Source organism: Burkholderia sp. Bp8991, from assembly GCF_003853795.1.
Lineage (GTDB): Bacteria > Pseudomonadota > Gammaproteobacteria > Burkholderiales > Burkholderiaceae > Burkholderia.
This window is the reverse complement of record NZ_QTQJ01000010.1, coordinates 174,256-196,832: the sequence shown is the minus strand read 5'-3', so window position 1 is coordinate 196,832 and position 22,577 is coordinate 174,256. Positions and strand designations below refer to the sequence as shown.

The 22,577-nt window shown below is 69.7% G+C and carries 22 protein-coding genes; 11 read left to right on the top strand and 11 right to left on the bottom strand.

The window, feature by feature from the left end:
• Positions 1 to 26: 26 nt before the first annotated feature.
• Entirely contained in the window at positions 27 to 1,454 is a 1,428-nt protein-coding gene (locus DIE02_RS14440) for a DUF1254 domain-containing protein (RefSeq protein WP_124529181.1), read from the bottom strand.
• A gap of 379 nt (positions 1,455 to 1,833) precedes the next feature.
• On the opposite strand from DIE02_RS14440, the gene DIE02_RS14435 reads away from it, so the two are divergent.
• The gene (locus DIE02_RS14435) at positions 1,834 to 4,674 is read left to right on the top strand and encodes a heavy metal translocating P-type ATPase (protein ID WP_124529179.1); all 2,841 of its coding nucleotides are present in this window, start codon (positions 1,834 to 1,836) and stop codon (positions 4,672 to 4,674) included.
• 61 nt (positions 4,675 to 4,735) lie between these two features.
• Here the strand turns inward: DIE02_RS14435 and DIE02_RS14430 are convergent, their stop codons facing one another.
• Positions 4,736 to 4,972, bottom strand: coding sequence for a hypothetical protein (locus DIE02_RS14430; RefSeq protein WP_124520069.1), 237 nt, complete (start codon positions 4,970 to 4,972; stop codon positions 4,736 to 4,738).
• Here DIE02_RS14430 and DIE02_RS35505 point away from each other — a divergent pair.
• Entirely contained in the window at positions 4,971 to 5,189 is a 219-nt protein-coding gene (locus DIE02_RS35505) for a hypothetical protein (protein WP_185702624.1), read from the top strand. The two genes, DIE02_RS14430 and DIE02_RS35505, sit on opposite strands and share 2 nt — an antisense overlap.
• A 194-nt stretch (positions 5,190 to 5,383) precedes the next feature.
• Here DIE02_RS35505 and DIE02_RS14420 read toward each other — a convergent pair whose 3' ends face one another.
• The 4 genes from DIE02_RS14420 to DIE02_RS14410 form a co-directional block, all read right to left on the bottom strand.
• Positions 5,384 to 5,863: an N-acetyltransferase gene (locus tag DIE02_RS14420; RefSeq protein ID WP_124529177.1), complete on the bottom strand. Its 480-nt coding sequence runs from the start codon at positions 5,861 to 5,863 to the stop codon at positions 5,384 to 5,386.
• 183 nt (positions 5,864 to 6,046) lie between these two features.
• Complete coding sequence (locus tag DIE02_RS35500) at positions 6,047 to 6,202, bottom strand: hypothetical protein (protein WP_167359264.1); 156 nt, start codon at positions 6,200 to 6,202, stop codon at positions 6,047 to 6,049.
• Positions 6,203 to 6,377: 175 nt separating this feature from the next.
• A complete protein-coding gene (locus tag DIE02_RS14415) occupies positions 6,378 to 7,802 on the bottom strand; it encodes a flagellar hook-length control protein FliK (protein ID WP_124529175.1) in 1,425 nt (474 codons plus the stop codon).
• Between the two features lie 104 nt (positions 7,803 to 7,906).
• The gene (locus DIE02_RS14410; RefSeq protein WP_124486076.1) at positions 7,907 to 8,605 is read right to left on the bottom strand and encodes an MgtC/SapB family protein; all 699 of its coding nucleotides are present in this window, start codon (positions 8,603 to 8,605) and stop codon (positions 7,907 to 7,909) included.
• Positions 8,606 to 8,719: 114 nt separating this feature from the next.
• Here DIE02_RS14410 and DIE02_RS14405 point away from each other — a divergent pair, with 114 nt between their 5' ends.
• Positions 8,720 to 9,829 (top strand): AGE family epimerase/isomerase, encoded by a 1,110-nt coding sequence (locus DIE02_RS14405; RefSeq protein ID WP_124486075.1) that lies wholly within the window; start codon positions 8,720 to 8,722, stop codon positions 9,827 to 9,829.
• On the opposite strand, the gene DIE02_RS14400 is transcribed toward DIE02_RS14405, so the two are convergent.
• Entirely contained in the window at positions 9,802 to 11,430 is a 1,629-nt protein-coding gene (locus DIE02_RS14400; RefSeq protein ID WP_124529173.1) for a methyl-accepting chemotaxis protein, read from the bottom strand. The two genes, DIE02_RS14405 and DIE02_RS14400, sit on opposite strands and share 28 nt — an antisense overlap.
• A 269-nt stretch (positions 11,431 to 11,699) precedes the next feature.
• On the opposite strand from DIE02_RS14400, the gene DIE02_RS14395 reads away from it, so the two are divergent.
• Complete coding sequence (locus DIE02_RS14395) at positions 11,700 to 12,143, top strand: PaaI family thioesterase (protein WP_044845017.1); 444 nt, start codon at positions 11,700 to 11,702, stop codon at positions 12,141 to 12,143.
• A gap of 64 nt (positions 12,144 to 12,207) precedes the next feature.
• Here the strand turns inward: DIE02_RS14395 and DIE02_RS14390 are convergent, their stop codons facing one another.
• The 4 genes from DIE02_RS14390 to DIE02_RS14375 form a co-directional block, all read right to left on the bottom strand.
• On the bottom strand, positions 12,208 to 12,489 hold the full coding sequence (locus DIE02_RS14390) for a type II toxin-antitoxin system RelE/ParE family toxin (protein WP_124529171.1): 282 nt from the start codon (positions 12,487 to 12,489) through the stop codon (positions 12,208 to 12,210).
• On the bottom strand, positions 12,479 to 12,727 hold the full coding sequence (locus DIE02_RS14385; RefSeq protein ID WP_124529169.1) for a type II toxin-antitoxin system Phd/YefM family antitoxin: 249 nt from the start codon (positions 12,725 to 12,727) through the stop codon (positions 12,479 to 12,481). The genes DIE02_RS14390 and DIE02_RS14385 overlap by 11 nt, the downstream gene beginning before the upstream one ends.
• A 117-nt stretch (positions 12,728 to 12,844) precedes the next feature.
• The gene (locus DIE02_RS14380) at positions 12,845 to 13,897 is read right to left on the bottom strand and encodes a CaiB/BaiF CoA-transferase family protein (RefSeq protein ID WP_124529166.1); all 1,053 of its coding nucleotides are present in this window, start codon (positions 13,895 to 13,897) and stop codon (positions 12,845 to 12,847) included.
• Between the two features lie 198 nt (positions 13,898 to 14,095).
• Positions 14,096 to 14,860 (bottom strand): IclR family transcriptional regulator, encoded by a 765-nt coding sequence (locus DIE02_RS14375; protein ID WP_124486068.1) that lies wholly within the window; start codon positions 14,858 to 14,860, stop codon positions 14,096 to 14,098.
• 134 nt (positions 14,861 to 14,994) lie between these two features.
• On the opposite strand from DIE02_RS14375, the gene DIE02_RS14370 reads away from it, so the two are divergent.
• The 7 genes from DIE02_RS14370 to DIE02_RS14340 all read left to right on the top strand — a co-directional run bounded on the left by DIE02_RS14370 (position 14,995) and on the right by DIE02_RS14340 (position 22,539).
• Positions 14,995 to 15,777 carry a crotonase/enoyl-CoA hydratase family protein gene (locus tag DIE02_RS14370; protein ID WP_124529164.1) on the top strand — a complete coding sequence of 261 codons (783 nt, stop codon included), beginning with the start codon at positions 14,995 to 14,997 and terminating at the stop codon, positions 15,775 to 15,777.
• A 70-nt stretch (positions 15,778 to 15,847) separates the two neighbouring features.
• Positions 15,848 to 17,065 (top strand): CaiB/BaiF CoA-transferase family protein, encoded by a 1,218-nt coding sequence (locus DIE02_RS14365; RefSeq protein ID WP_124529162.1) that lies wholly within the window; start codon positions 15,848 to 15,850, stop codon positions 17,063 to 17,065.
• Positions 17,062 to 17,862 (top strand): enoyl-CoA hydratase/isomerase family protein, encoded by an 801-nt coding sequence (locus DIE02_RS14360; protein ID WP_124529160.1) that lies wholly within the window; start codon positions 17,062 to 17,064, stop codon positions 17,860 to 17,862. Before DIE02_RS14365 ends, DIE02_RS14360 begins: the two co-directional genes overlap by 4 nt.
• 96 nt (positions 17,863 to 17,958) lie before the next feature.
• Positions 17,959 to 19,011, top strand: a complete 1,053-nt coding sequence (locus tag DIE02_RS14355) for a porin (RefSeq protein WP_124486064.1) — start codon at positions 17,959 to 17,961, stop codon at positions 19,009 to 19,011.
• 10 nt (positions 19,012 to 19,021) lie between these two features.
• The gene (locus tag DIE02_RS14350) at positions 19,022 to 20,344 is read left to right on the top strand and encodes an MFS transporter (RefSeq protein WP_124529158.1); all 1,323 of its coding nucleotides are present in this window, start codon (positions 19,022 to 19,024) and stop codon (positions 20,342 to 20,344) included.
• Between the two features lie 38 nt (positions 20,345 to 20,382).
• Positions 20,383 to 21,537 (top strand): acyl-CoA dehydrogenase family protein, encoded by a 1,155-nt coding sequence (locus DIE02_RS14345; RefSeq protein WP_124486062.1) that lies wholly within the window; start codon positions 20,383 to 20,385, stop codon positions 21,535 to 21,537.
• Positions 21,538 to 21,600: 63 nt separating this feature from the next.
• The gene (locus DIE02_RS14340) at positions 21,601 to 22,539 is read left to right on the top strand and encodes an alpha/beta hydrolase (protein ID WP_124486061.1); all 939 of its coding nucleotides are present in this window, start codon (positions 21,601 to 21,603) and stop codon (positions 22,537 to 22,539) included.
• Positions 22,540 to 22,577: the final 38 nt, after the last annotated feature.

Sequence of the window (22,577 nt, the reverse complement as noted above, 5' to 3'; positions counted from 1 at the left end):
ATCGGACAGCGGCGGCGCCCGTCGGTTCATTTCCGGACGACGACGGGCGGCATCCACGAGCCGTCGCTCGCTTGCGGCTTCGGCGCGTACAGCCGCAGCGCGAGCGCGAAATCGGTGCGCGGCGCCGGCAGCCAGTTGGCCGCATGCGATGCCGACACGACCACGTCGATCGAGCCGTCGTGGTTGCGGCGCAGCCGGTCGCGGTCGCCGAGCGAGCGGCGCGCCGAGCCGACGTCGGGCAGCGCACCGTTCGTCGCGTACGGCGTGAGCGTCCAGAACCCGCGCACCGGCGGCAGCGCGCCCGGCGCGAAGTGCAGCACGTAGCGGTTCGCGCCGTTCAGCGCATGGCCGTCGCTGTCGACGCGCACGAACGCGAGCGTTTCGTCGTCGCGCGTCGCGGTGCCGAACTGCGTGTAGGCCGCGTACGCGCGCAGCGTGTAATCCTGACCGTACTTGCCGGCCGTGTCGCCGATCCAGCTCCAGCCGTTCGCGTTGAGCAGGTTCGACGGCGGTGTCGCGAGCCGCGCGCGCGCCTCGGCGACGCCGGCCGTCGCGGCGTTCAGGCGATCGCCCGTCCACAGCACCGGGTAGCCGGCCGTAACGCCGATGTCCTTCAGCTGTTCTTGCGCGTGCGCATCGTCGGCCGGTGCCGGGTTGTCCTGCAGCGCCTGCGCGAAGCGCGTGAAGAACGCCTTCGGGTCGAGCGCGGCCACCTGCTCGGCCGGCGTGCCGCCGCTCGCCGCTTCCGACGGCGCGCTGCCCGCATGGACCGCGACCGACGCGCCGCGCGCGCTGCCCGTATAGACGGACAGCGGCACCACGCGGATCGTCCGCTGCAGTTTCTTCACGTTCGTGAGGTCGCGCCCGCCGCTCGTCTGCAGCCGCACTTCGAGCCACGCGTTGGCCGACGGCACGTCGATCCGCAATGCGCCCTTCGGCAGCGTGCCTTGCCAGTCCTTCGCGGCGAAGGCAATCGTTTGCGCTCGCACGGCGCCGCGAGCGCCACGCGCCGCCACGCTCGACGCCGACCACAGCACGTTCGTCCACATGTCGAGCGCGCGCGCATCCCAGTAACGGCCGCGAGTGTCCGGCAGCGTCACGATCACCGGCTCGGCGCCGACGTCGAGCCAGCCGGTCGAGTCGAGCGTGTCGACGCCCGGCAGCGGCGGGTTCAGCGCGCCGACGGGCGGCAGCGCCTGCGCGTGACGCAGCGTGTTGAGCGGCGCCTGGCCCGGCTGAGCGCCGTCGCCGCCCGTCGCGGCTTCTTTCGCGACGTCCATCAGCACGAGCGGATACGCGTATACATAAGAGTCGGCCACTTCGGCGCGCATCCAGCCGGTTTTCCGCTGGATCGCATCCGGTTGCGACGCGCATCCTGCCAGCAGCGTCGCCAGGGCCAGCGACGCGCCTGCCGCGCGCCGCAGAGAAATTGATTCTCGTAGGTTTTCAATCATTGAGTACTGGCCGAATATCGTTCTTGTCAGTCAACGCCTTGTTCGACTCACGATCGGCGAAGGCAAGGCACCCCAGCCTGCCCGGTCGCCGCTTCGCCGGGCGGACGCTGATGTCAGGCCGGTATCATAGCGCCTAAGGGCATCCCCCAATATGCCGAATAACGGGCGCAGCAGTAGCCGGCCTGTCGTCAGCCTGAATTTCCGCTGATCCGGCCCCTTGTACGAAGCGGTCCGCCGCCTGCGCTGGCCGGGCATGACAGGCGAGAATGCGTTGGCCGTCGACACGATCCTGTATTGCATCCCCCCTTGACCTTCCCATCATGGGAATGTTGATACTGACATCACTCGCGGCTCGATCCGCGCTCCTGGGGAATCCGACATGACTGAACCACTCGCCTCCGCAGCCCTGCAAACGGTCGAACTGACCGTCGACGGCATGCATTGCGGCGGCTGCACCGGCCGTGTGCAACGTGCGCTGGCTGCGGTGCCGGGCGTCGTCGAGGCCGCGGTCGATCTCGACGCGCATGCGGCCACGGTCACCGCGCATGATGCGGTCACGCCGGCGCAGCTCGTCGACGCGGTCGGCGCCGCCGGCTATCGCGCTGCCGTGCGCGAAGCGACGGGCGCAGCCCCGGCGGCCTCGCCCGCGGGGCACGCGACGCGCGTCGCAGCACCGCCGGTAACGGCAGCGGCATCGCCCGCCACCGCCACCACGATCGAACTCGATATCGACGGCATGACCTGCGCGTCGTGCGTGTCGCGCGTGGAGAAAGCGCTCGCGAAAGTGCCGGGCGTCACGCGCGCAACGGTCAACCTCGCGACCGAACGCGCGACGGTCGACGCCGCAGCGGACGTTTCCGCGTCGCAACTGGCGGATGCCGTCAGGCAGGCCGGCTATGGTGCGACGCCGCTCGCGCCGGATACCGCCGCCCTCCCTGCCCCGTCCGCGTCTCCGGCATCCGCCAGCCTCGAACTCGCCATCGACGGGATGACCTGCGCGTCATGCGTGTCGCGCGTCGAAAAGGCGCTGGAGAAGGTGCCGGGCGTCACGCATGCGTCGGTCAATCTCGCGACCGAACGCGCATCGGTGCATGGCACCGGCGCGCTCGACGCCGCCACGCTGATCGCGGCGGTCACGACGGCCGGCTATCGGGCGTCGCTCGCCGCCTCGCCGGACGCGGGCGCCTCGACCGACGCCACCGCCCGCGCCGGCAGCGGCGCCGCCGCGCAAGCCCCCGACGCCCGCAAGCAACGCGAAGCGATCCGCGAGCGCAATCTCGTGATCGGCTCGGCCGTGCTGAGCGCGCCGCTCGTCGTGCCGATGCTCGTCGCGCCGTTCGGTTTCGACGCGATGCTGCCCGGCTGGCTGCAGCTCGTGCTCGCGTCGATCGTCCAGTTCGGCTTCGGCGCGCGCTTCTACCGCGCTGCCTGGCATGCGGTGAAGGCACGCACGGGCAACATGGACCTGCTCGTCGCACTCGGCACGTCGGCCGCGTTCGGCCTGAGCCTGTGGATGCTGCTGCGCGACCCCGCGCACCCCGGCCACCTGTATTTCGAGGCATCGGCCGTCATCGTCACGCTGGTGCGCTTCGGCAAATGGCTCGAAGCGCGCGCGAAACGCCAGACGACGGAGGCGATCCGCGCACTGAACGCACTGCGCCCGGACCGTGCGCGCGTCGTCGAGCACGGCGTCGAACGCGACGTGCCGCTCGCGCAGGTGCGCGTCGGCACGACCGTCAGCATCCGTCCCGGCGAGCGCGTGCCCGTCGACGGCCGGATCGTGTCGGGCCGCTCGCACGTCGACGAATCGCTGATCACCGGTGAAAGCCTGCCGGTGCCGAAGGACGACGGCGACCCGGTCACGGCCGGGTCGATCAACGGCGAAGGCGCGCTCGTCGTCGAAACCACCGCGATCGGCGCGGAAACGACGCTCGCACGCATCATCCGCCTCGTCGAATCCGCCCAGGCGGAGAAAGCGCCGATCCAGCGGCTCGTCGATCGCGTCAGCGAAGTGTTCGTGCCGGCGATCCTCGGCATCGCCGTGCTGACGCTGATCGGCTGGCTGATCGCCGGCGCCGGCACCGAAACGGCGATCCTCAACGCGGTCGCGGTGCTCGTCATCGCGTGCCCGTGCGCGCTCGGCCTCGCGACGCCCGCGGCGATCATGGCCGGCACCGGCGTCGCGGCCCGCCGCGGCGTGCTGATCAAGGACGCCCAGGCGCTCGAACTCGCGCAGCGGACCACCGTGATCGCGTTCGACAAGACCGGCACGCTGACCGAAGGCAAACCGTCCGTGACGGCGTTCGACGCCGTCGGCATCCCGCGCGAGCAGGCGCTCGCGCTCGCGGCCGCGGTCCAGCGGCAAAGCGATCACCCGCTCGCACGCGCGGTGGTCGCCGCACACGATGCGGACGTCTTGGCCCGCGGCGGCGGCGCGGGTTCGGCCGAGATCGTCGCGGCCGATGCGCGCGCGGTGGCCGGACGCGGCGTCGAAGCGCGTGTCGACGGGCAGCTTCTCGCACTCGGCAGCACCCGCTGGCGCGACGAACTCGGCATCGTCGTGCCGCCCGAACTCGACGCGCGTGCCGCGGAACTCGAACGCGCGGGCAACACGATTTCGTGGCTGATGCGCGCCGATGCGCCGCGTGCGCTGCTCGCGCTGATCGCGTTCGGCGACACCGTGAAGCCCGGCGCGCGCGACGCGGTCGCGGCCCTGTCGGCACGGGGCGTCGCGAGCGTGCTCGTGACGGGCGACAACCGCGGCAGCGCCACGGCCGTCGCGGCGACGCTCGGGATCGGCGAAGTGCATGCGCAGGTGCTGCCCGACGACAAGGCACGCGTGGTGGCCGAACTGAAGCGGACGCACGGCGGAATCGTCGCGATGGTCGGCGACGGGATCAACGACGCGCCCGCGCTCGCCGCGGCCGATGTCGGCATCGCGATGGCCACCGGCACCGACGTCGCGATGCACACGGCCGGCATCACGCTGATGCGCGGCGACCCGGCGCTCGTCGCCGATGCGATCGACATCTCGAAGCGGACGTACCGGAAGATCCAGCAGAACCTGTTCTGGGCGTTCGTCTACAACCTGATCGGCGTGCCGCTCGCGGCGCTCGGCTGGTTGAATCCGGTGATCGCGGGGGCAGCGATGGCGTTTTCCAGCGTCAGCGTCGTGACGAATGCGTTGCTGCTGAGGAGATGGAAAGGGCGGGCGCGATGAGCCGGCGCGGCGCGAAAACGGGCGGGACTGCAACCCGCACGCTCGCCGCCGCGCGCAGGATTCAACGGCTTCGACGAATCCAGAAACAATACGCGCCGATCGCGACCAGCATTGCGCCATCGACAATACCCAGCAACGGGAGCGGATTCGTCCACTTGTCCATATTGGTCGTCCGCGCGTAGTAGGGTGGTCCGTCGCCGTATGCCTCTTCGAGATTGATCGCGTTGAACGCAAAAACGAGCAGGATCGAAATCAGCAGCGCCACACCAATCAAGATATGCAACGGGCGTTTTCGCATGTCAGTATTGAATCGTCAGTGGAACGTAGCACTCGGGCGCGTCCTTCGTCGCCGCCTCGATGTCTCGAACGAAATTTTCCATTCCGGAATGAAGATTGATGCATCCGGCAGATCCCGCGTTCGTGCCACCATGGATGAAGAATCCACCGCGACCGAACGCTCGGGTTCCGGGCATGACATGAATGGTCAGTCGGTGATCGCCCCGTGCTGCGTATGAGTACGCCAAACTGTTGGCCCGCTCATCATAGGATCCACACTGGATTTCGGTTGCCATGCAGGTTGGGCGCCCCGCGTTCAAAAGACCAAATCGGGCTCGCGGGCCCGTCCAGAGCGCGCCACGGCCCACGCGTGTGCTTACGTCAAATCGTGTCGAAACGAAAACGTTGCGCCTGCGGTGTCGAATCTTCGTCGTTAGCCAGAGACGACCGGCTTGATCAGCGTCGTCGTGATCGGCGCGAAGCCGCACGCCCGATACAGCGCACGGGCAGCCGTGTTGTGATTGAACACCGACAGCCCGATCTCGGTGACGCCATGGCGGCGTGCCTCGGCCTCCAGCGCATCGAGCGCGCGTGTGGCCCAGCCCTGGCGGCGCCGTGACGGGACGATGTCGAGGTCGTAGATGAACAGCGTGCGGTTCGGCCCTTCGGGCACGATCGCGTACCAGAGATCGCCGACCGTGTCGCCGCTGGCAGCGTCGATCAGTTGGACGAGTGTCTGGCCGGAAGTGAGCAGGCCGTCGGGCAGCAGCGTATCGAAGCAGGCGCGGGCGCGGCTCGCCGCGCCGTCGGCCGCATTCTGCCCGGACGACACGAGATCGCGCGCGTAGCCGTCGATGGCGCGCGTGCGGTATGCGTGGAATTCACCGGCCGTCATCGGCCGCATCTGCAGCATGGCCCGGGTGTCGCGAGGGAAGTCGGACTTCCAGTGTAGCGGGACGGTCACACCGGCGCGCGATGCGACGGCGGAAAGCGGGCAGGCAGTTGCAGCGAGCGCTGCGCCGGATCAGCGGATCAGCGGATCAGCGGATCAGCGGATCAGCGGATCAGCGGATCAGCGGATCAGCGGATCAGCGGATCAGCGACGATACAGGACGATCGGCACGAGATTCGCACGACGCACGCGCTCGGCTTCGGCGCGACGCGCAGCGTACGAATATTCCGCGTCGAGCGGCAGGTGCGGGGAGACGAACAGGTCGTCGATCTTTTGCAGCAGGGCAAGAATGAAGCTCATGTGAGACTCCTGACAGATGGCTCTAGGGTTTTCCCTTATACGGACTTCATTCTAAGGGTTTTCCCTGAACTCTGCCAGCGCGCCGCATCAGTTTGCCGCACCCGTGCAACCGCCAACGGTCGGTCTCCCGCGACGCGCCTTGCCAGGCCGGGGTTTGCAGGTAGGGTCGGACGATTTAGTGCGTTCGACGCACGCGCTTCGCGGCCGCCGCCTCGCGGTTCGCATTGCGTTGCAGCCGGTCGACCTGTGACAGCATCGCTTCGTGGTGTTCCGCGAGCGTCATCAGCGTTGCCTGCTGCGTCGACAGATCGGCAGCCAGCCGGTCGATCCGCTGTTGCCGGGCATCCAGTTCCTGCTTCAGGTGCGCAATCTGCCGTGTTTGCAGCACCAGTGCGGTGAGGCCCGCGAACACGACGATCGCCAGTGCCAGAAGCAGCCGGTTGACGCGACGCATCTCGCGATCGGCCGCCTGCTTCATGCCGGCCGTGTCGGCCTGCAGGGTGGCGAGCCGATCCGACAGCGGGCGCAGATGCGTGTCGGGATCGAAGGCTGGCCCGCTCGACGCGGCCGGTTGCGCGCGATCCGCCGACGGCTTCGTCACGAACGACGCCGCAGACGCCACCGGCTGCACGACCGGCGACGCCGGCGCTGCGGCTGCTCGCGCAGCATCACGGGTACTCGCGGCAATCGCGGCAGCGACCGGCCCGGCCGGTTCGGCGGTCGCTTGCGGTTCGGCGGACGGCGGAGTGTGCTGCGCCGGAGGCACCTCCGCCCCGGCGCCGACAGCCGCTGCTCCCGGCACACTACGCACCGCTGGCGCTGCCGCTTCGCGCGTGCCGGCAGTCGCACGTCGCTTGCCGCCGGAGGATGCGCGACGCCCCTTCGTGGTCTCGCCGGGCGCCCGCGCCGCGTCATCGTGTGTGACCGGCACGGCGGCACCTTCGGCCTCCCCGCCCGCTTTCACGAGACGATCGGCGATGGCCGCATCGACCGCACCACCCACCGCATCGGCATTCGCGGTCGAACGATCGGCGCTCGTCCCGGCCGCGCCGCCGGCTTCCGACACGCTGCCGGCCTTCATCTGGCCGCCGCCCGTTGCCAGCTCACCAGCTGCGCGCGCGCCGCCACCATCGAACAGCCGCGCCCCGCCAGGTTTCGTCGTGTCTGCAGCGGGCGCGGGCACGACATCGGCATCGACCGCATCGCCGTTTCCACGCGTCGAAGCAGACTCCGTCGTCGTCGCGACGTCGGGAGCCGGCTCGGCCGTATCGGCAGCGGCGCCCGGCGTCGCGAATCCGTCCAGCGTCGCCTGCCGAGCGGCGTCCTCGCCGTCCGCAACGGCGGCCATCGGCTCGGCGTCCGCCACCGCGTCATCACGCGTGACGGCCGGCGCACGCGCAGCCGGCTCGCGCACCGGATCGCCGAACAGGTCGAGCGTGTGTTCGTCCCGCGGCGCATCGCCGCCCGCGTTGCCGGACCGCGCGGTTGCCTTGGCGGCGGTGTCTGCCGCGGCCGCGACGGAACGCGGGCGCGAACGGGCCGATGAACGGTCGGAGCGGGAATGGGAACGGGAGCGAGGCACGGAAACAGATTCGGTCATGGAGTCGGATTGCAGGCCCGCGAGCGCGGAACCGAAGGTCGAACGGAATCAGTGACCGGCCATTGTCGCATGACCGATCGCCGATCCGGCCGATCGGATGCCGTCTATTCGTCGCCCGGCACGCCGCCGCCTTGCTCGAATCGCGTCACGCACGACAGCCCGCGCAGCTTGTCGCAGATCGCGCGGTATTCGAGATCCGACACGCGCCCGAGCGCGATGCGCACCTCGTCGTGCTCGCCCGTGTCGTCGGCGCGCTGCACGATGAATTGCTTCACGCGCGCGCTGTCGGGGCCGAGCGCCGCGTGCAGCGAATCGAACGTCAGCGCGCCGCTCACCACCGTCAGCGCGAGCTGGCGCCGCTGCCGCACCGTGAAGTAGCGCCGCTCGAGCGGCTTGATGCCGGCCAGGATGATCAGGATGATGAGCGTCGCGGCAATCGCCGCGACGTACAGGCCGCCGCCCACCGCGAGGCCGATCGCGGCGACCGACCACAGGCTCGCGGCCGTCGTCAGCCCGCGCACGATCTCGCCGCGCAGCAGGATCGAGCCCGCGCCGAGAAAACCGATCCCCGATACCACCTGCGCGGCGATCCGCGACGGATCGAGCACGACGTGGTCGCTGCTGCCCAGCACATCGGCGAAACCGAATGCCGATACGATCATGATGAGCGTCGAGCCGACACAGACCAGCATGTGCGTGCGTAGGCCGGCCGCCCAGGAAAGGCGCTCGCGCTCGATGCCGATGACGCTGCCGAGCGCAGCCGCGAGAACCAGCCGCATCACGAGTTCCAGGTTGCCGAGCATCCGATTTCTCTCCTTTTTTGGCGTCGGCCGCGCGGAATGTTTTATCCTTGGCCCCGGCCGCGCCGATCCTCCGGGCCGCGCCGACACGTTTCGATCCAAGCGCATAACCCCGTCATGTCCGTTTCCGACTCCGCTTCCGCCCAGGCCGCCCAGCTGCGCCGTCATTTCGCGCACGTCGTCTTGCCGATCTGGCAGGGTTCAGGGTTCGACCACACGCTGCGGCTACCGTTCGAGGCCGTCGACCCGGCCAGCCATGCACCGCTGCCCGTCACCCGTTATCGCGCCATGGCCTGCGCGCGGCAGCTGTTCGTGTTCGCGCAGGCCGGCAACATCGCGCACGCGGCCACGCTGTTCGATTCGCTGTGCGGCCGCTTCCGCGACCCGCGCCACGGCGGCTGGTTCTACAGCGTCGACGCGCAAGGCGCGCCGCTCGACACGACCAAGGACCTCTATACGCACGCGTTCGTCGTGTTCGCGTGTGCCGCGTGGCATGCGGCGTCGGGCGACGCCGCGGCACGCGCGGCCGCCGAGGACACCGCCGCGCTGATCCAGGACCGCTTCGCGCTGCAGCCGGGCGACGCGCTGCTCGACGCCGCGCGTCACGCCGATTTCTCGTCGTCGGGCAGCGGCGCGCTGCAAAACCCGCTGATGCACCTGACCGAAGCGTGGCTCGCGGCCGCCGATGCGTTCGGCGACGCGGCGTTCGACGATGCGCTCGCGCGCACCGCGCAGGCCGTCGAACGCACGTTCGTCGATACCGCGACCGGCTGCGTCGCCGAGCTGCCGCTCGGGGCGGCCGACAACCGCTTCGAGCCCGGCCATCAGTTCGAGTGGTTCTATCTGGTCGACGCGGCCGGCGCGCGCCTCGCGCAAACCGGGCTGCCCGGCGCACTCGCGCGCGCGTTCGCGTTCGCCGAGCAGCACGGGGTCGATCCGCAGACGGGCGCCGTGTGCGCGGCGGTCGACGCACGAGGCGCATGCCTCGACGGCACGCAGCGGATCTGGGCGCAGACCGAATACCTGCGCGCGCTCGCGACGCACGGCGGCACGCCGGCGTCCGCGCCGCTCGCGCGGCAGATCGAGCGCTTCGCCGCGCGCTTCCTGCATCCGCGCGGCTGGTTCGAGTGCAAGACGGCCGACGGGCAGGTGTCGCGCGCCGACATGCCGTCGACGACGCCCTACCACCTCGCGACCGCTTACGCGGCGCTGCCCGCCGTTTCGTAACCGGCGTCGGCCGGCGACGGCGACCCGCGCTCGTCGCGAACCCCGCGAGCCGCGCGCGCGTCGCCCAGTTCGAACACCGACACCGCCTGCATCAGGTGCGCGGTCTGGTCGTTCAGCGACGCGGCCGCCGCCGCGACTTCCTCCACCAGTGCCGCGTTCTGCTGCGTCAGCTGGTCCATCTGCGTGACGGCCTGGTTGACCTGCTCGATGCCGACGGTCTGCTCGACCGACGCGGCCGTGATCTCCGACATCGTCTGCACGACCCGCGTGATCGACGCCGAAACCGTCCGCATCGCGTCGCCGGCCCGTTCGACGAGTTCCGAGCCGCCGTCGATCTGCGCGACCGACTCCTCGATCAGCGCCTTGATCTCCTTCGCCGATTGCGCGCTGCGCTGCGCGAGCGAGCGCACTTCGCCCGCGACCACCGCGAAGCCGCGGCCCTGCTCGCCGGCCCGCGCGGCTTCGACCGCCGCGTTCAGCGCGAGGATGTTGGTCTGGAAGGCGATGCCGTCGATCACCGAAATGATCTCCGCGATCCGCCCGGAACTCTGCGCGATGCCGCGCATCCGGTCGATCACGCTGTCGACCACGCCGCCGCCGTGGCGCGTCGCGTCGAGCGCCGCGTCGGCCAGCGCGCTGGCCGCACGTGCGCTGTCGGTGTTCTGGCGCACGGTCGCGGTCAGTTCCTCCATGCTCGCGGCGGTTTCCTCGAGCGACGCAGCCTGCGTGCCCGTGCGCGCGGACAGGTCCGCGTTGCCGCCGGCGATCTCGCCCGCGCCGAGGTGGATCGCGTCGGACGCGTGACGCACGGTGCGCACGGTGTCCGCGATGCTCGCCTGCATCGCGGCGAGGCCGCGCAGCATCCGGTCGATCTCGAACACGCCACCCGCCCGCACGGCTTCGTCGAGCCGGCCCTGCGCGATCCGCTCGAAATGGCGGCCGGCTTCGTCCAGCGGCGCGACCACCGCGCGCCGCGCGGCCGCGTAAATGGCCGCGCTCGCCGCGAGCATCGCCACGAGCAGCACGATGCCGACCCACTTGAACCACTGCATCCCGCTGTCGATCGTGGCGAGCGCGTCGCGGCTCGACGCGCCGCCGTAGTCGGCGAAGCGGTGCAGTTCGGCGAGGTACGCGTCCTGGAAGCCTTGGGTCGGCTGGTCGAGGAACGCCTGGATGTTGTCGGCATCGAGGAACCGCACGAGTTCGCCCAGCGCGCCGCGCAGCGCGCGATAGCGCTCGGCGAGCGCGGCGACGCGCGCGCGGTTCGTCGCGTCGACGGCCTGTGCGGCCGTCAGCGCGGCGAACGCCTTGTCCGCTTCGCCGAGCGAAGCGCTGGCATGACGGATGATCTCGTCGGGCTTCGGGCCGCCGCGCACCATCCGCGTGCCGGCGCGCGACAGGTTCACGCGGGCGTCGAGCAGGCGCTCGGTCGCCTGGCTGGCCGCGTCGACCTGCGCGATCGCGACGTTCGAGAGATCGTCGACGCCACTGCGCGTCGACGCGAGCGCCCAGAAGCCGAGCGCCTCGATCGCGAACAGAAAGAGGCAAAACACGGTCAACACGCCGAGCAGACCCGACGCGAGCTTGATTTTTCCGAACATGGGGGAGATTCCTGGAGAGCCGACGATGAAGCAATGCCCCGGCATTAGCGGCATTTCTTCGTCGGACTTTAGGAACATCCGGCGAGAGGCGCCCGGCCAGTGCCCGCCATTCCCGTCGAATCGCCGGCAAACGAGGACAACGCGCGCGTTCGACGCAATCATCACGTCGCATCGCGCCGGCATCTGCGCGAAATGCGGACGAATTTCCTTGCTTATCCGCGGCCCCCTTCCTAGAGTTCAGCGCAAGCGGACACGCATTGGGGAAGTCGATGACGGACATCACGGACCACGCGCGCGGCGCATTGCGCGCGCAACCGTTCAGCATGCTGCTGGGCACGGAGCTGATGCATATCGGCGACAACGAAGTGTCGCTGTGCCTGCCCGTGCGGGAAGAACTGCGGCAGCAGCACGGCTTCGTGCACGGCGGCGTGATCGGCTATCTCGCCGACAACGCGCTGACGTTCGCCGGCGCGCTGGTGCTCGGCCCGCGCGTCATCACCGCCGAATACAAGATCAACTACCTGCGGCCGGCCGTGAACGGCACGCTCGTTGCGCGCGCGAAGGTCGTCTACGCGGGCCGGCACCAGGCGACCTGCCAGTGTCATGTGTTCGTCATCGACGGCGATCACGAACGGCTCGTCGCAATCGCGCAAGGCACGATCAACCGCGTCGGCGACGGCAAGATGCCGGATGCGCGGGAGGAGACGGCGTGACGGGCGCCGCCGGCCGGCTCGATGAGATAAGCCGCGAAACGCCGAAGCCGCAACGCGTGTCGCGCTAGCGTTTCATCGCAGCGAGATAGACGGCATCGCGCTCGCGACGCCCCACAGCGACCACCAGCACCACGACCTCCGCCTCGCGCACTTCGTACACGAGGCGATAGCCGACACTGCGCAGCTTGATCTTGTAGCGGTCCGGATGACCGTGCAGTTTCGCCGAAGGAATGCGCGGATTTTCGAGCCGTTCGGCAATTCTCGCCTTGAACTGATCGCGAACGGTGCGATCGAGCTTCTTCCACTCCTTCAATGCAGGTTCGAGAAAGGCGAGCTCAAAGGTCATTCAGGTTGACCTTGACGACTTTCCCCTTGGCGCGTGAATCGGCGAGCGCGTTGTCTTCAATATCTTCGAGACGTTCGACCATCGCCTCCCATGTCTTCGCCGGGATGCAATAGAACGCGGGTTCGTTGTGATTCAGGATCGCGACCGGGAAGCCCTCGCCCGCCGCCACGGTTCCCATCGGGTTCCGCTTCAGCTCCGAAACGCTCGCCGTCACGCTGGCCAGAATGGTGTGGGGCATGCTCGCTCCTGGTTCGATTGAATTTTTATTGTACCTTATTTAGCACCAAATTTAGCCCCATCCTGAATGCTCTACGGACCACACCAGGTTTGCTCCCGAACCGTGAGGTTCGACGCGCTACTCGGCCCCATCGCCCGCCAGTGGCAAAAAACGCGGCGCCACACGCGCCCGCACGTTCCCGTTCTCGTCAGTTCGATAGATCCCGCGCGCCGCATTGTGCGGATGCTCCAGCGCGTCGGCCACACTCAGCACCGGCGCGAAGCATGCGTCCGTCCCTTCGAGCAGCGCGCGCCAGTGCGCGGACGGCTGCTGTGCGAACACCTCCGCGAAACGCACCTTCAGCGCCGGCCAGCGCGCCCGATCGTACTGCGACGCCGGATCGACATCGCTCAACCCGAGCCGCTCGACCAGCAACGCATAGAACGGCGGCTCGAGCGCGCCGATCGTCACGCATTCGCCATCCGCGCAGCGATACACGTCGTAGAACGGCGCATCGTGGAAGAGGCTCGGCTGCGCGCCATCGAGCTGCCCGTTCGCGCGTGCCCACAACGCGAGCGAGCCGAGCATCGACACGATGTCGACGATCGCGCCGTCGACCACGCGCCCCGGGCCGCCGCCGCGCACGTCGAACAGCGCGCAGACGATCCCGAACGCGAGCCCGAGCGCGCCGCCCGCATCGCCGACGACGGTCGGCGGCACGCCGGGCCGGCCGTCGCGCGGTGCCGACAGCGACAGCAGCCCCGTCAGCGCGACGTAGTTCAGGTCGTGCCCGGCGGCCGTCGCGAGCGGTCCGTCCTGGCCCCAGCCCGTCATGCGCCCATACACGAGCTTCGGGTTGTGGCGCGCGCAATCGTCGGGCCCGAGGCCGAGGCGTTCCATCACGCCGGGACGCAGGCCCTCGATCAGCGCGTCGGCCTGCGCGATCAGCGCGAGCGCCGCGTCGCGGCCCGTCGGCGTCTTCAGATCGAGTTCGACGATCGTCTTGCCTTCGCGCAGCAGGTCGCCGTCGCGGCCCTGCAGCGCGTCCGGTGCGCTGGTGCGGCCGGCCGGACGTGCGATCAGCGTGATGCGCGCGCCCATCCCGGCGAGCATCCAGCCCGCGAGCGGGCCGGGGCCGAGGCCTTCGAATTCGACGATGTGGACGCCGGAAAGCGGCGCGTTCAATGACATGGCGACCTCGCGGAAATGCAACCGGACAGGGGCGAAACGAAACGGCGCTCCGATTTTATGCGAACGTGCGCGGCGCCGACGGCAAGACGGCCGATACGCGAGGTTCGCGTCGACACCGGATGACCACCCGCCGCCGTCCGCCCGATGCCGGCGGAGACCGCCGCAGGCGGACGGGTCGCCGCACAAGCGACCGCGCGACTAGCCGACCGCTTCGTCCATGCGCTCGGCCAGCGCATCGCGCATCGCGAGCACGATCGCGCCGCGATGTTCTTCGATCCGCTCGACCGGCCCGGCGACGCCGATCGCGAGCGGCATGCCGTTCCAGCCGTCGGCGATCACCATCGAGATCATCGCCGCGCCTTGCGTCACCGTATGCGCCGAATACGAATAGCCGAGCCGGCGCGTCTCTTCGACCTTGTCCAGCACGACGTCCTCGTCGATCGTCCTGCCCGACCTTCCGATGCGCCGGATGCTGCGCGCCACGAGCCGGCGAATCGTGCTGTCCGGCTGCAGGCTCAGCAGCGCCCAGCCGAGCCCCGACATGCAGATCTCGCGACGCGTGCCGATCGGCGCATAGAACTGGACCGGAATCCGGTGCGCGCCCGCGACGGCGTCGATGTACTGCACGTACAGGTCGCTCTGCACCGCGATCACGACGGCCTCCCGCGTGCCGGCCGCCAGCCGTTTCGCCACGGCGTGCCAGTACCGCCGGCTGCCTGCCGCCGAATCGACGAGCGCTTCGCCGAGATTGACGAGCCGCGCCGTCGGCGCATACGCGTGCGTCCGTTCGTCATACGACAGGTAGCCGAGCATCTTCATGCTGGTCAGCAACGCCGCCGCGCTCGACCCGGGATAGCGGCAGCGCGTGGCGATCTCGCGCACGCTCAGCGGCCGCTGCAGTTCGCTGAACAGCTCCAGTACCTCGAACACCCGCGCCGCGCTCTTGACCACGTTTCCGTTCATCCCGCCCCTCCGCGCCCGTCACGGCGGCCCCTTCCACGTATGTGGAACAGAATTTCCCGCCGCCAACCGTCGTGACGATACTAGGCTTCGGCCCGCGGCGTGAAGCCCCGCGGTACAGAACATACGGAGACATCATGTCAGCCTTTCTGATCCGTGAACGGCAGGGACCGATCCTGACCGTCACGATGAACCGCCCCGAAACGCGCAACGCCATTTCGGACACCGATGCGATCGATGCACTGGTCGCGTGCTGCGACGAAGCGAACCGCGACGAGTCGATTCGCGTGCTAGTCCTGACCGGCGCCGGCGCCGTGTTTTCGTCGGGCGGCAACGTGAAGGCGATGCGTGCGCTCGCCGAGTCGGGCCTGCATGACCTCGCGGCGATCCGCACCCGCTATCGCCGCGGCATCCAGCGCCTCGCGCACGCGTTCCAGCAGCTCGAAGTGCCGGCCGTCGCGGCGATCAACGGCCCGGCCATCGGCGCCGGTACCGACCTTGCTTGCATGTGCGACATCCGCATCGCCGCCGACAGCGCGCGCTTCGCGGAAAGCTTCATCGCGCTCGGCCTCGTGCCGGGCGACGGCGGCGCGTGGTTCCTGCCGCAGATCGTCGGCGCGGCCGTCGCCGCCGAGATGTCGTTCACGGGCGACGCAGTGGACGCGCAAACGGCGCTGCGCCACGGGCTGGTGTCGCGCGTCGTCCCCGACGGCGAACTGCTGGCCGACACGCACGCGCTCGCCGCGCGCATCGCGCGCCATCCGGGCACCGCACTGCGCCTGACCAAGCGGCTGCTGCGCGAAGGCCGGCACGCAAGTCTCGACACGCTGCTCGACCTGTCCGCGTCGTACCAGGCGTTCGCCCATGCAACGCCCGAACACCGCGCGGCCGTCGAAGCGCTGTTCGCCGCGCGCGACTGAACCCGCGGCGCTTCGCCCGGCACCCAGCAGGCGAACGCCAGCATCGCCGACCATCGAAGGAAACATCGTCATGATCATCAGCAACGAAGGCGCGCTCGCGGGCGTGCGCGTGGTGGACCTGAGCCGCGTCTACGCGGGCCCGTTCTGCACGCAGACGCTCGCCGACCACGGCGCGGACGTCATCAAGATCGAACCGCCGCAAGGCGACGAAACACGCGACTGGGGGCCCGCGATGCCGAGCGGCCTCTCCAGTTACTACTGGGGGCTCAACCGCAACAAGCGCAACCTCGCGCTCGACCTGTCGCATCCCGACGGCCGCGACGTGCTGTTCCGCCTGCTCGAGACGGCCGACGTGCTGGTCGACAACTTCAAGCAGGGCACACTCGAACGCTGGGGCATCGGTTACGACGATTGCCTGCGCGAACGCTTTCCGCGCGTCGTCCATTGCTCGATCTCCGGCTACGGCACCGACGGCCCGCTCGCGCGGTTTCCGGGCTACGACGCCGTCGCGCAAGGGCTCGCCGGCTTCATGTCGATCAACGGCGAGCCGGGCGGCATGCCGCTGAAGGTACCGTTTCCGGTCGTCGACTACGCGGCCGGGCTGAGCGCCGTGTCGAGCATCCTGCTCGCGCTGGTGGAACGCACGCGCTCCGGGCTCGGGCAGCACGTCGACATCGACCTGTTCAGCACCGCGCTGTCGATGCTGCATCCGCTCAGCACGACCTGGATGGCGACGGGCGACGTGCCCGTCGCGACGGGGAACGTCTACGCCGCGATCGCGCCGTACGGCGTCTATCCTTGCAAAGACAAGCCGGTGGCGACGGGCGCGGGCAACAACCGCACGTTCGCGAAGCTGGTCGAAGCGCTCGGCGTGCCCGAGCTCGCGCGCGATCCGCGCTTCGCGACCAACGCGGAGCGCGTCGCGCACCGCGACGCGCTCGACTCGCTGATCGGGCAGCTGACCGCCGAGCTGCCCGCCGACGAGGTCGTCGACCGGCTGATGCGCGCCGGCGTCGCGACGGGACCGGTCAACACCATCGCCGACGGGTTCGGCCATCCGCACGCGGTCCGCAACGCGATGTTCGTCAAGAACGACACCTACACCGGCGCGGGCATCCCGGCCAGGCTGTCGCGCACGCCCGGCTCGATCCGCCGGCCGCCGCGGCCGTTCGCGGCCGACACCGACGCGGTGCTCGACGCGCTCGGCCTCGACGCGGCCCGCCGCGACGCGCTGCGCAGGGCCGGCGTCGTTCACGACGAGCGCGCCACCACCGGGAGCGCGTCATGACCACGCCGCGCACGTTCTCCTCCCTGACCGGCGACGACGCCCCGTCGATCCTGCGCAGCGACGACGACAGCATCGCGTGGCTGACGATTCATCGCCCGCATGTCGCCAATGCACTGTCCGCCGACGCGATCCGGCGCCTGTGCGACGAGCTCGTCACGCTCGACGACAACCCCGCGGTGCGCGCGATCGTGATCCGCGGCGCGGGCGAGCGGGCCTTCAGCGCGGGCATCGATCTCGGCGATCCCGAGATGCGCGGCATGCGGCCGATGCGCGGACTTGCACGCAACGTGCACGAGCTGATCCTCGAACTGCGCAAGCCGACCATCGCTGCCATCAACGGCTACGCGGTCGGCGGCGGCTTCGAAATCGCGCTCGCGTGCGACCTGCGGATCGCCGCCGATCACGCGTATTTCGCGCTGCCCGAAGTGCGAGTCGGCATGGGCGCGAACTTCGCAAGCGTGCTGCTGCCGCGCATCCTGCCGCGCGCGGTCGCGATGGAGCTCCTGTTCACGGGCCGCCGCTTCGACGCCGACGAAGCGCTGCGCGTCGGGTTGCTGAGCCGGGTCGTCCCCGGCGCCGCGCTCGACGATACCGTGCGCGAACTGGCGCAGGCGATCGCCGCGAACGCGCCGCTCACGATCCGGCGCATCAAGGAAACGGCGACCCGCAGCTGGGGCCTGCCGGTTGCCGCGGCGCTGCGGCTCGACGTCGGTCCCGACGTCTATACAAGCGAGGACCGGGTCGAAGGCGCCCTCGCGTTTCTCGAGAAGCGCAAGCCGGTGTTCAAGGGACGCTGAGCCCGGCGGCGCGCGGCCCCGTCCGCCGCGCGCCGTCGATCGCCGCCCCGCACGCGGGCGCGGCGCATAACAAACATGGAACGGAGACACACATTCATGCAATGTAAAGCACTCCTGATCGGCGCCTGCGTGCTGTGCACGCCGCATGCGCACGCGTCGTCGGTGACACTGTACGGAATCGTCGACAGCTACGTCGAATTCGATCGGATCGGCAGCCGGTCGAGCTTCCGGCAGAGCGGCGGCGGCGGGTCGACGAGCCGCGTCGGTCTGACGGGCGTCGAGGATCTCGGCGGCGGCACCTCGACGAAATTCGTGCTGGAAAGCGGCTTCTTGCCGGCCGACGGTTCGCTCCAGGGCGGCACGCTGTTCTACCGGCAGGCGTACGTGGCGCTGCAGGACACGCGCTACGGCGACCTGCGGCTCGGCCGGCAATACACGCCGTCGTTCTACATCGTGTACGAGGGCGACCCGTTCGGCCTGAACGAACGCATGTCGCCGCTCGCGCTGCTCGCGACGTCGACGGACTCGATCACGACCGCCACGACGCCGCCGATTCCGCGCTTCAACCAGGCGGCGTCGTATCTCGGCCCAGACTGGAACGGCCTGCGCGTGATGGCCACCTACGGCTTTCCGACGCCGAACGCACTGTCCACGCAGGCCGGCCGCAACTACGGCGCGGGGCTCCAGTACCGGATCGGCGGCCTCTACGTCGGCGCCGGCTTCCAGGACGACATGTCGGCCGGCAACCTCGCACCCGTCGTCCAGCCGACGACCACCCGCCACTACGTATTCGCCGCCAACTACGCGTTCGCGCGGGTCAAGCTGTACGGCGCGTTCCTCCACGGCGCCAGCACGGCGCCCGGCTCGCCCGCGTTCTCGACGGCGGGCGTCGGCGCGACGGTCGACGTCGGCGCGCTCGACCGCCTGCTGGTGTCGGCCGTGCGCCGGGACGTGAAGGGCTCGGCAAACGACGCGACCGCGTTCGGCCTCGGCTACGACCATCCGCTATCGAAGCGGACCTCGCTCTATGCCCGCTACCTGTACATGAAGAACGGCGGCCGCGCGCGCAACACCGTCGTCGCCGGCTTGCAACCGCAACCGGGCGGCACCGAGCAGGTGCTGGCGCTCGGCATCACTCACCGCTTCTGACGGAGTGCCCATGACCTCGACCCTGTCCACCCCGGCCGGCGTACGCGACGACGCGATGCCGGCGCTCTACCGCCGGATCTCGCGGCGCCTGCTGCCGTTCCTGATTCTCTGCTACACGCTGTCGTTCATCGACCGCATCAACATCGGCTTCGCGCACGCGCAGATGGCCGCCGAGCTGCGCTTCTCCGACGCCGTCTACGGGCTCGGTGCGGGCATCTTCTTCATCGGTTACATGGCGTTCGAGATTCCGAGCAACGCGCTGCTCGCGCGGATCGGCGCGCGCCGGACCATCGCGCGGATCATGGTGCTGTGGGGGCTCGGCTCGGCCGCGACGATGTTCGTCGCGACGCCTGCGCAGTTCTACGTGTGCCGGTTCCTGCTCGGCGTGTTCGAGGCCGGCTTCTTCCCCGGCATCCTGTTCCATCTCGGCGCGTGGTATCCGCCGAAGCAGCGTGCGAAGGCGTTCGCCCTCTTCATGAGCGCGCTGTATCTGGCGGGGCTGATCGCCGGCCCCGTGTCGGGCGTGATTCTCACGGTCTTCGACGGCGTCGCCGGCCTGAGCGGCTGGCAATGGCTGTTCGTCGTCGAAGGGCTGCCGAGCAGCGCGCTCGGCTTCGTCGCGCTGCGCTTCCTCGACGACCGGCCGGAAGACGCGCGCTGGCTGTCGGACGCCGACAAGGCCGCGCTGCGCGATGCGCACGCGCAGGCCGATGCCGACGTTGGCAACGGCGTGGCGTCGACACGGCCGTTGCTCGCGCTTCGCGACTTCTGGCTGCTGTGCGCGGCCAATTTCTCGATCGCGGCGGCCGGCTACGCGCTCGTATTCTGGATGCCGGTGATCCTGCACCGCGGTGGCCTGCACGGCGCGATGCAGATCGGCGTGCTGTCCGCGCTGCCCTACCTGTGCGGCGTCATCGGCTTGCTCGGCATGGGCTGGCGCACCGAACGCCGGCAGGCGTGGCGCGAACACGGCGTGGCCGCGATGCTCGCGTGCGCGGCGGCGCTCGTCGTGCTGGCGCGCGTCGACGGCGCCGCGAACCTGACGATCGCGCTCTGCGTCGCGGTCGCCGCGCATGCCGCGGCGCTGCCCGCGTTCTGGGTGCTGCCCGGGCTCGTGCTGCCGAAGCGCTCGATGGCCATCGCGATCGCGGCGATCACGATGTCCGGCGCGATCGGCGGATTCGCGAGCCCGTTCCTGATGGGCGTGCTGAACACCGCCAGCGGCTCGATGCGCGGCGGCCTCTATTTCAACGCCGCGTTGCTCGCGGCCGGCTGCCTGGCGCTCTTCGGCACGCTGCGCGCCCGGGCGGCGTCCCCTGCGCGCGCGATCTGAGCGCGCACCCTGCCCTTCACTCCTTCATCGACACACCCATGAATTTCGAACTCGATCTCGACCACCGGATGATCAAGGATCTCGTCGCACGCTTCGTGAAAGACGAGCTGATGCCGCTCGAAGCGGCCGTGATGGCGCGCGAGGCCGACGGCCAGCGCTTCGCGCTGCTCGCCGACGAACGCGCGCAGCTCGACGAGCGCTCGCGGCAACTCGGTCTGTGGGGTCTCGACGCGCCCGCCGATGCCGGCGGCTCGGACCTGCCGGCCGTCGCGATGGTCGGTGTGAACGAAGCGATCGGCATGACCGTGACGCCGTACATCCTGCCGCCCGACTCACCGAACCTGCGGATGCTGTGCGACGCGGCCGACGACGCACAGCGCGCGCGCTACCTCGAACCGTACGCGCGCGGCATCACGCGTTCCGCGATGGCGATTTCCGAGCCTGGCGCCGGCTCGGACCCGGGCGCGCTGTCGACGACGGCCGAGCGCGACGGCGACACGTGGGTGCTGAACGGCCGGAAGATCTGGATCAGCCACGCGCGCGAAGCCGACTGGACGATCGTGATGGCGCTGACCGACCGAAGCAAGGGCAAGCGCGGCGGCATGTCGGCATTCATTGTCGAGCGCGACACGCCGGGGTTCGTCATCGAACGCCGCATTCCGATGATCGGCGGGCTGTCGACCTATGAAATCGTGCTGGAGGATTGCCGCATTCCCGCCACGCAGCTGCTCGGCCGCGAAGGCGCCGGTTTCGCGCCGATGCAGGCGCGCCTGTCGAACCGTCGGCTGGAGATGGCCGCTTGGTGCATCGGCCGCGCCGAGCGCGCGGTCGCGCTGCTGTGCGACCATGCGAAACAGCGCAAGACCTTCGGCGTGCCGCTGGCCGAGCGCCAGGCGGTCCAGTGGTGGGTCGCCGACGCGCTGACGCAGATCCACGCGTGCCGCCTGATGACCTATGAAGCGGCCGCGCGGGTGGATGCCGGACAGGATGCGCGCACGCAGATCTCGATGGTCAAGGTGTTCGCGACGGAGATGGCGTCGGGCGTCATCGATCATGCGATGCAGACGCTCGGCGCGATGGGCATGACGAAGGAGTTGCCGCTGCATCAGATGGCGAACGAAGCGCGGCTGATGCGCATCTTCGAAGGCCCGACCGAAGTGCATCGCTGGGTCGTCGCACGCAGCGTGCTGTGACACCGCCATCATCGGTTCCCCGGTCGCGCGCGCGTTGCGCCGTTTTCCTCACGGAGTCGCACCTTGGACACACGTCATCTCGTCGATCCCGACATCCGCCCCTGGCTGGACGTCTGGCCGACCGTCACGCTCACCGCCGACAACCTCGCCCGGCATCGCGACCGCGTCCTGCCGCTGCCGCCGATCGACACGGTCGGCAACACGCTCCAGCATCGGCGCGTGCCGGGCTCCGGCGGCTCGCCGGACGTGCCGGTGCGCGTATACCTGCCCGACGACGCAACGCGCCCGCTGCCGGCGATCGTGCACATGCACGGCGGCGGCTATGTGCGCGGGGCCGCGAAAGATCTCGAAGCCGTGCATCGCCCCCTGGTGAAGACGCTGGGGTGCGCGCTGGTGTCGCTCGACTACCGCCTCGCGCCCGAAACGCCGTTTCCCGGCGCGATCGACGACTGCTACGCGACACTCGCCTGGACCTTCCACCACGCGGACGCGCTCGGCATCGATCCGGCACGCATCGGCGTGATGGGTGAAAGCGCGGGCGGCGGGCTCGCGGCCGCGCTGGCGCTGCTGGCGCGCGATCGCGGCGAATACCCGCTGGCGTTCCAGCACCTGATGTATCCGATGCTCGACGACCGCACCTGCGTGCGCGCACCGCATCCGCATGCCGGCGAATTCGTCTGGCACGCGGCCAACAACCGGTTCGCGTGGACGTCACTGCTCGGCCACGCGCCGGGCCTCGACGGCGTGTCGCCATACGCGGCGGCCGCCCGCGCGGAACGGCTCGACGGGCTGCCGCCGGCGTTCATCGCCGTCGGCACGGTCGACCTGTTCGTCGACGAGAACATCGGCTACGCGCAGCGGCTCATCCGGGCCGGCGTGCCCACCGAGCTGCACGTCTTCCCGGGCGGCGTGCACGGCTTCGACATCGTGCCCGACGCGCGTGTATCGACGGCCGCGCGGCGCATCAGCCACGACGCACTGCGCCGCTTCCTGCACGGCTGACCGCCATCTAAGCAGAGACGAAAAAGGGCGGCCGAAGC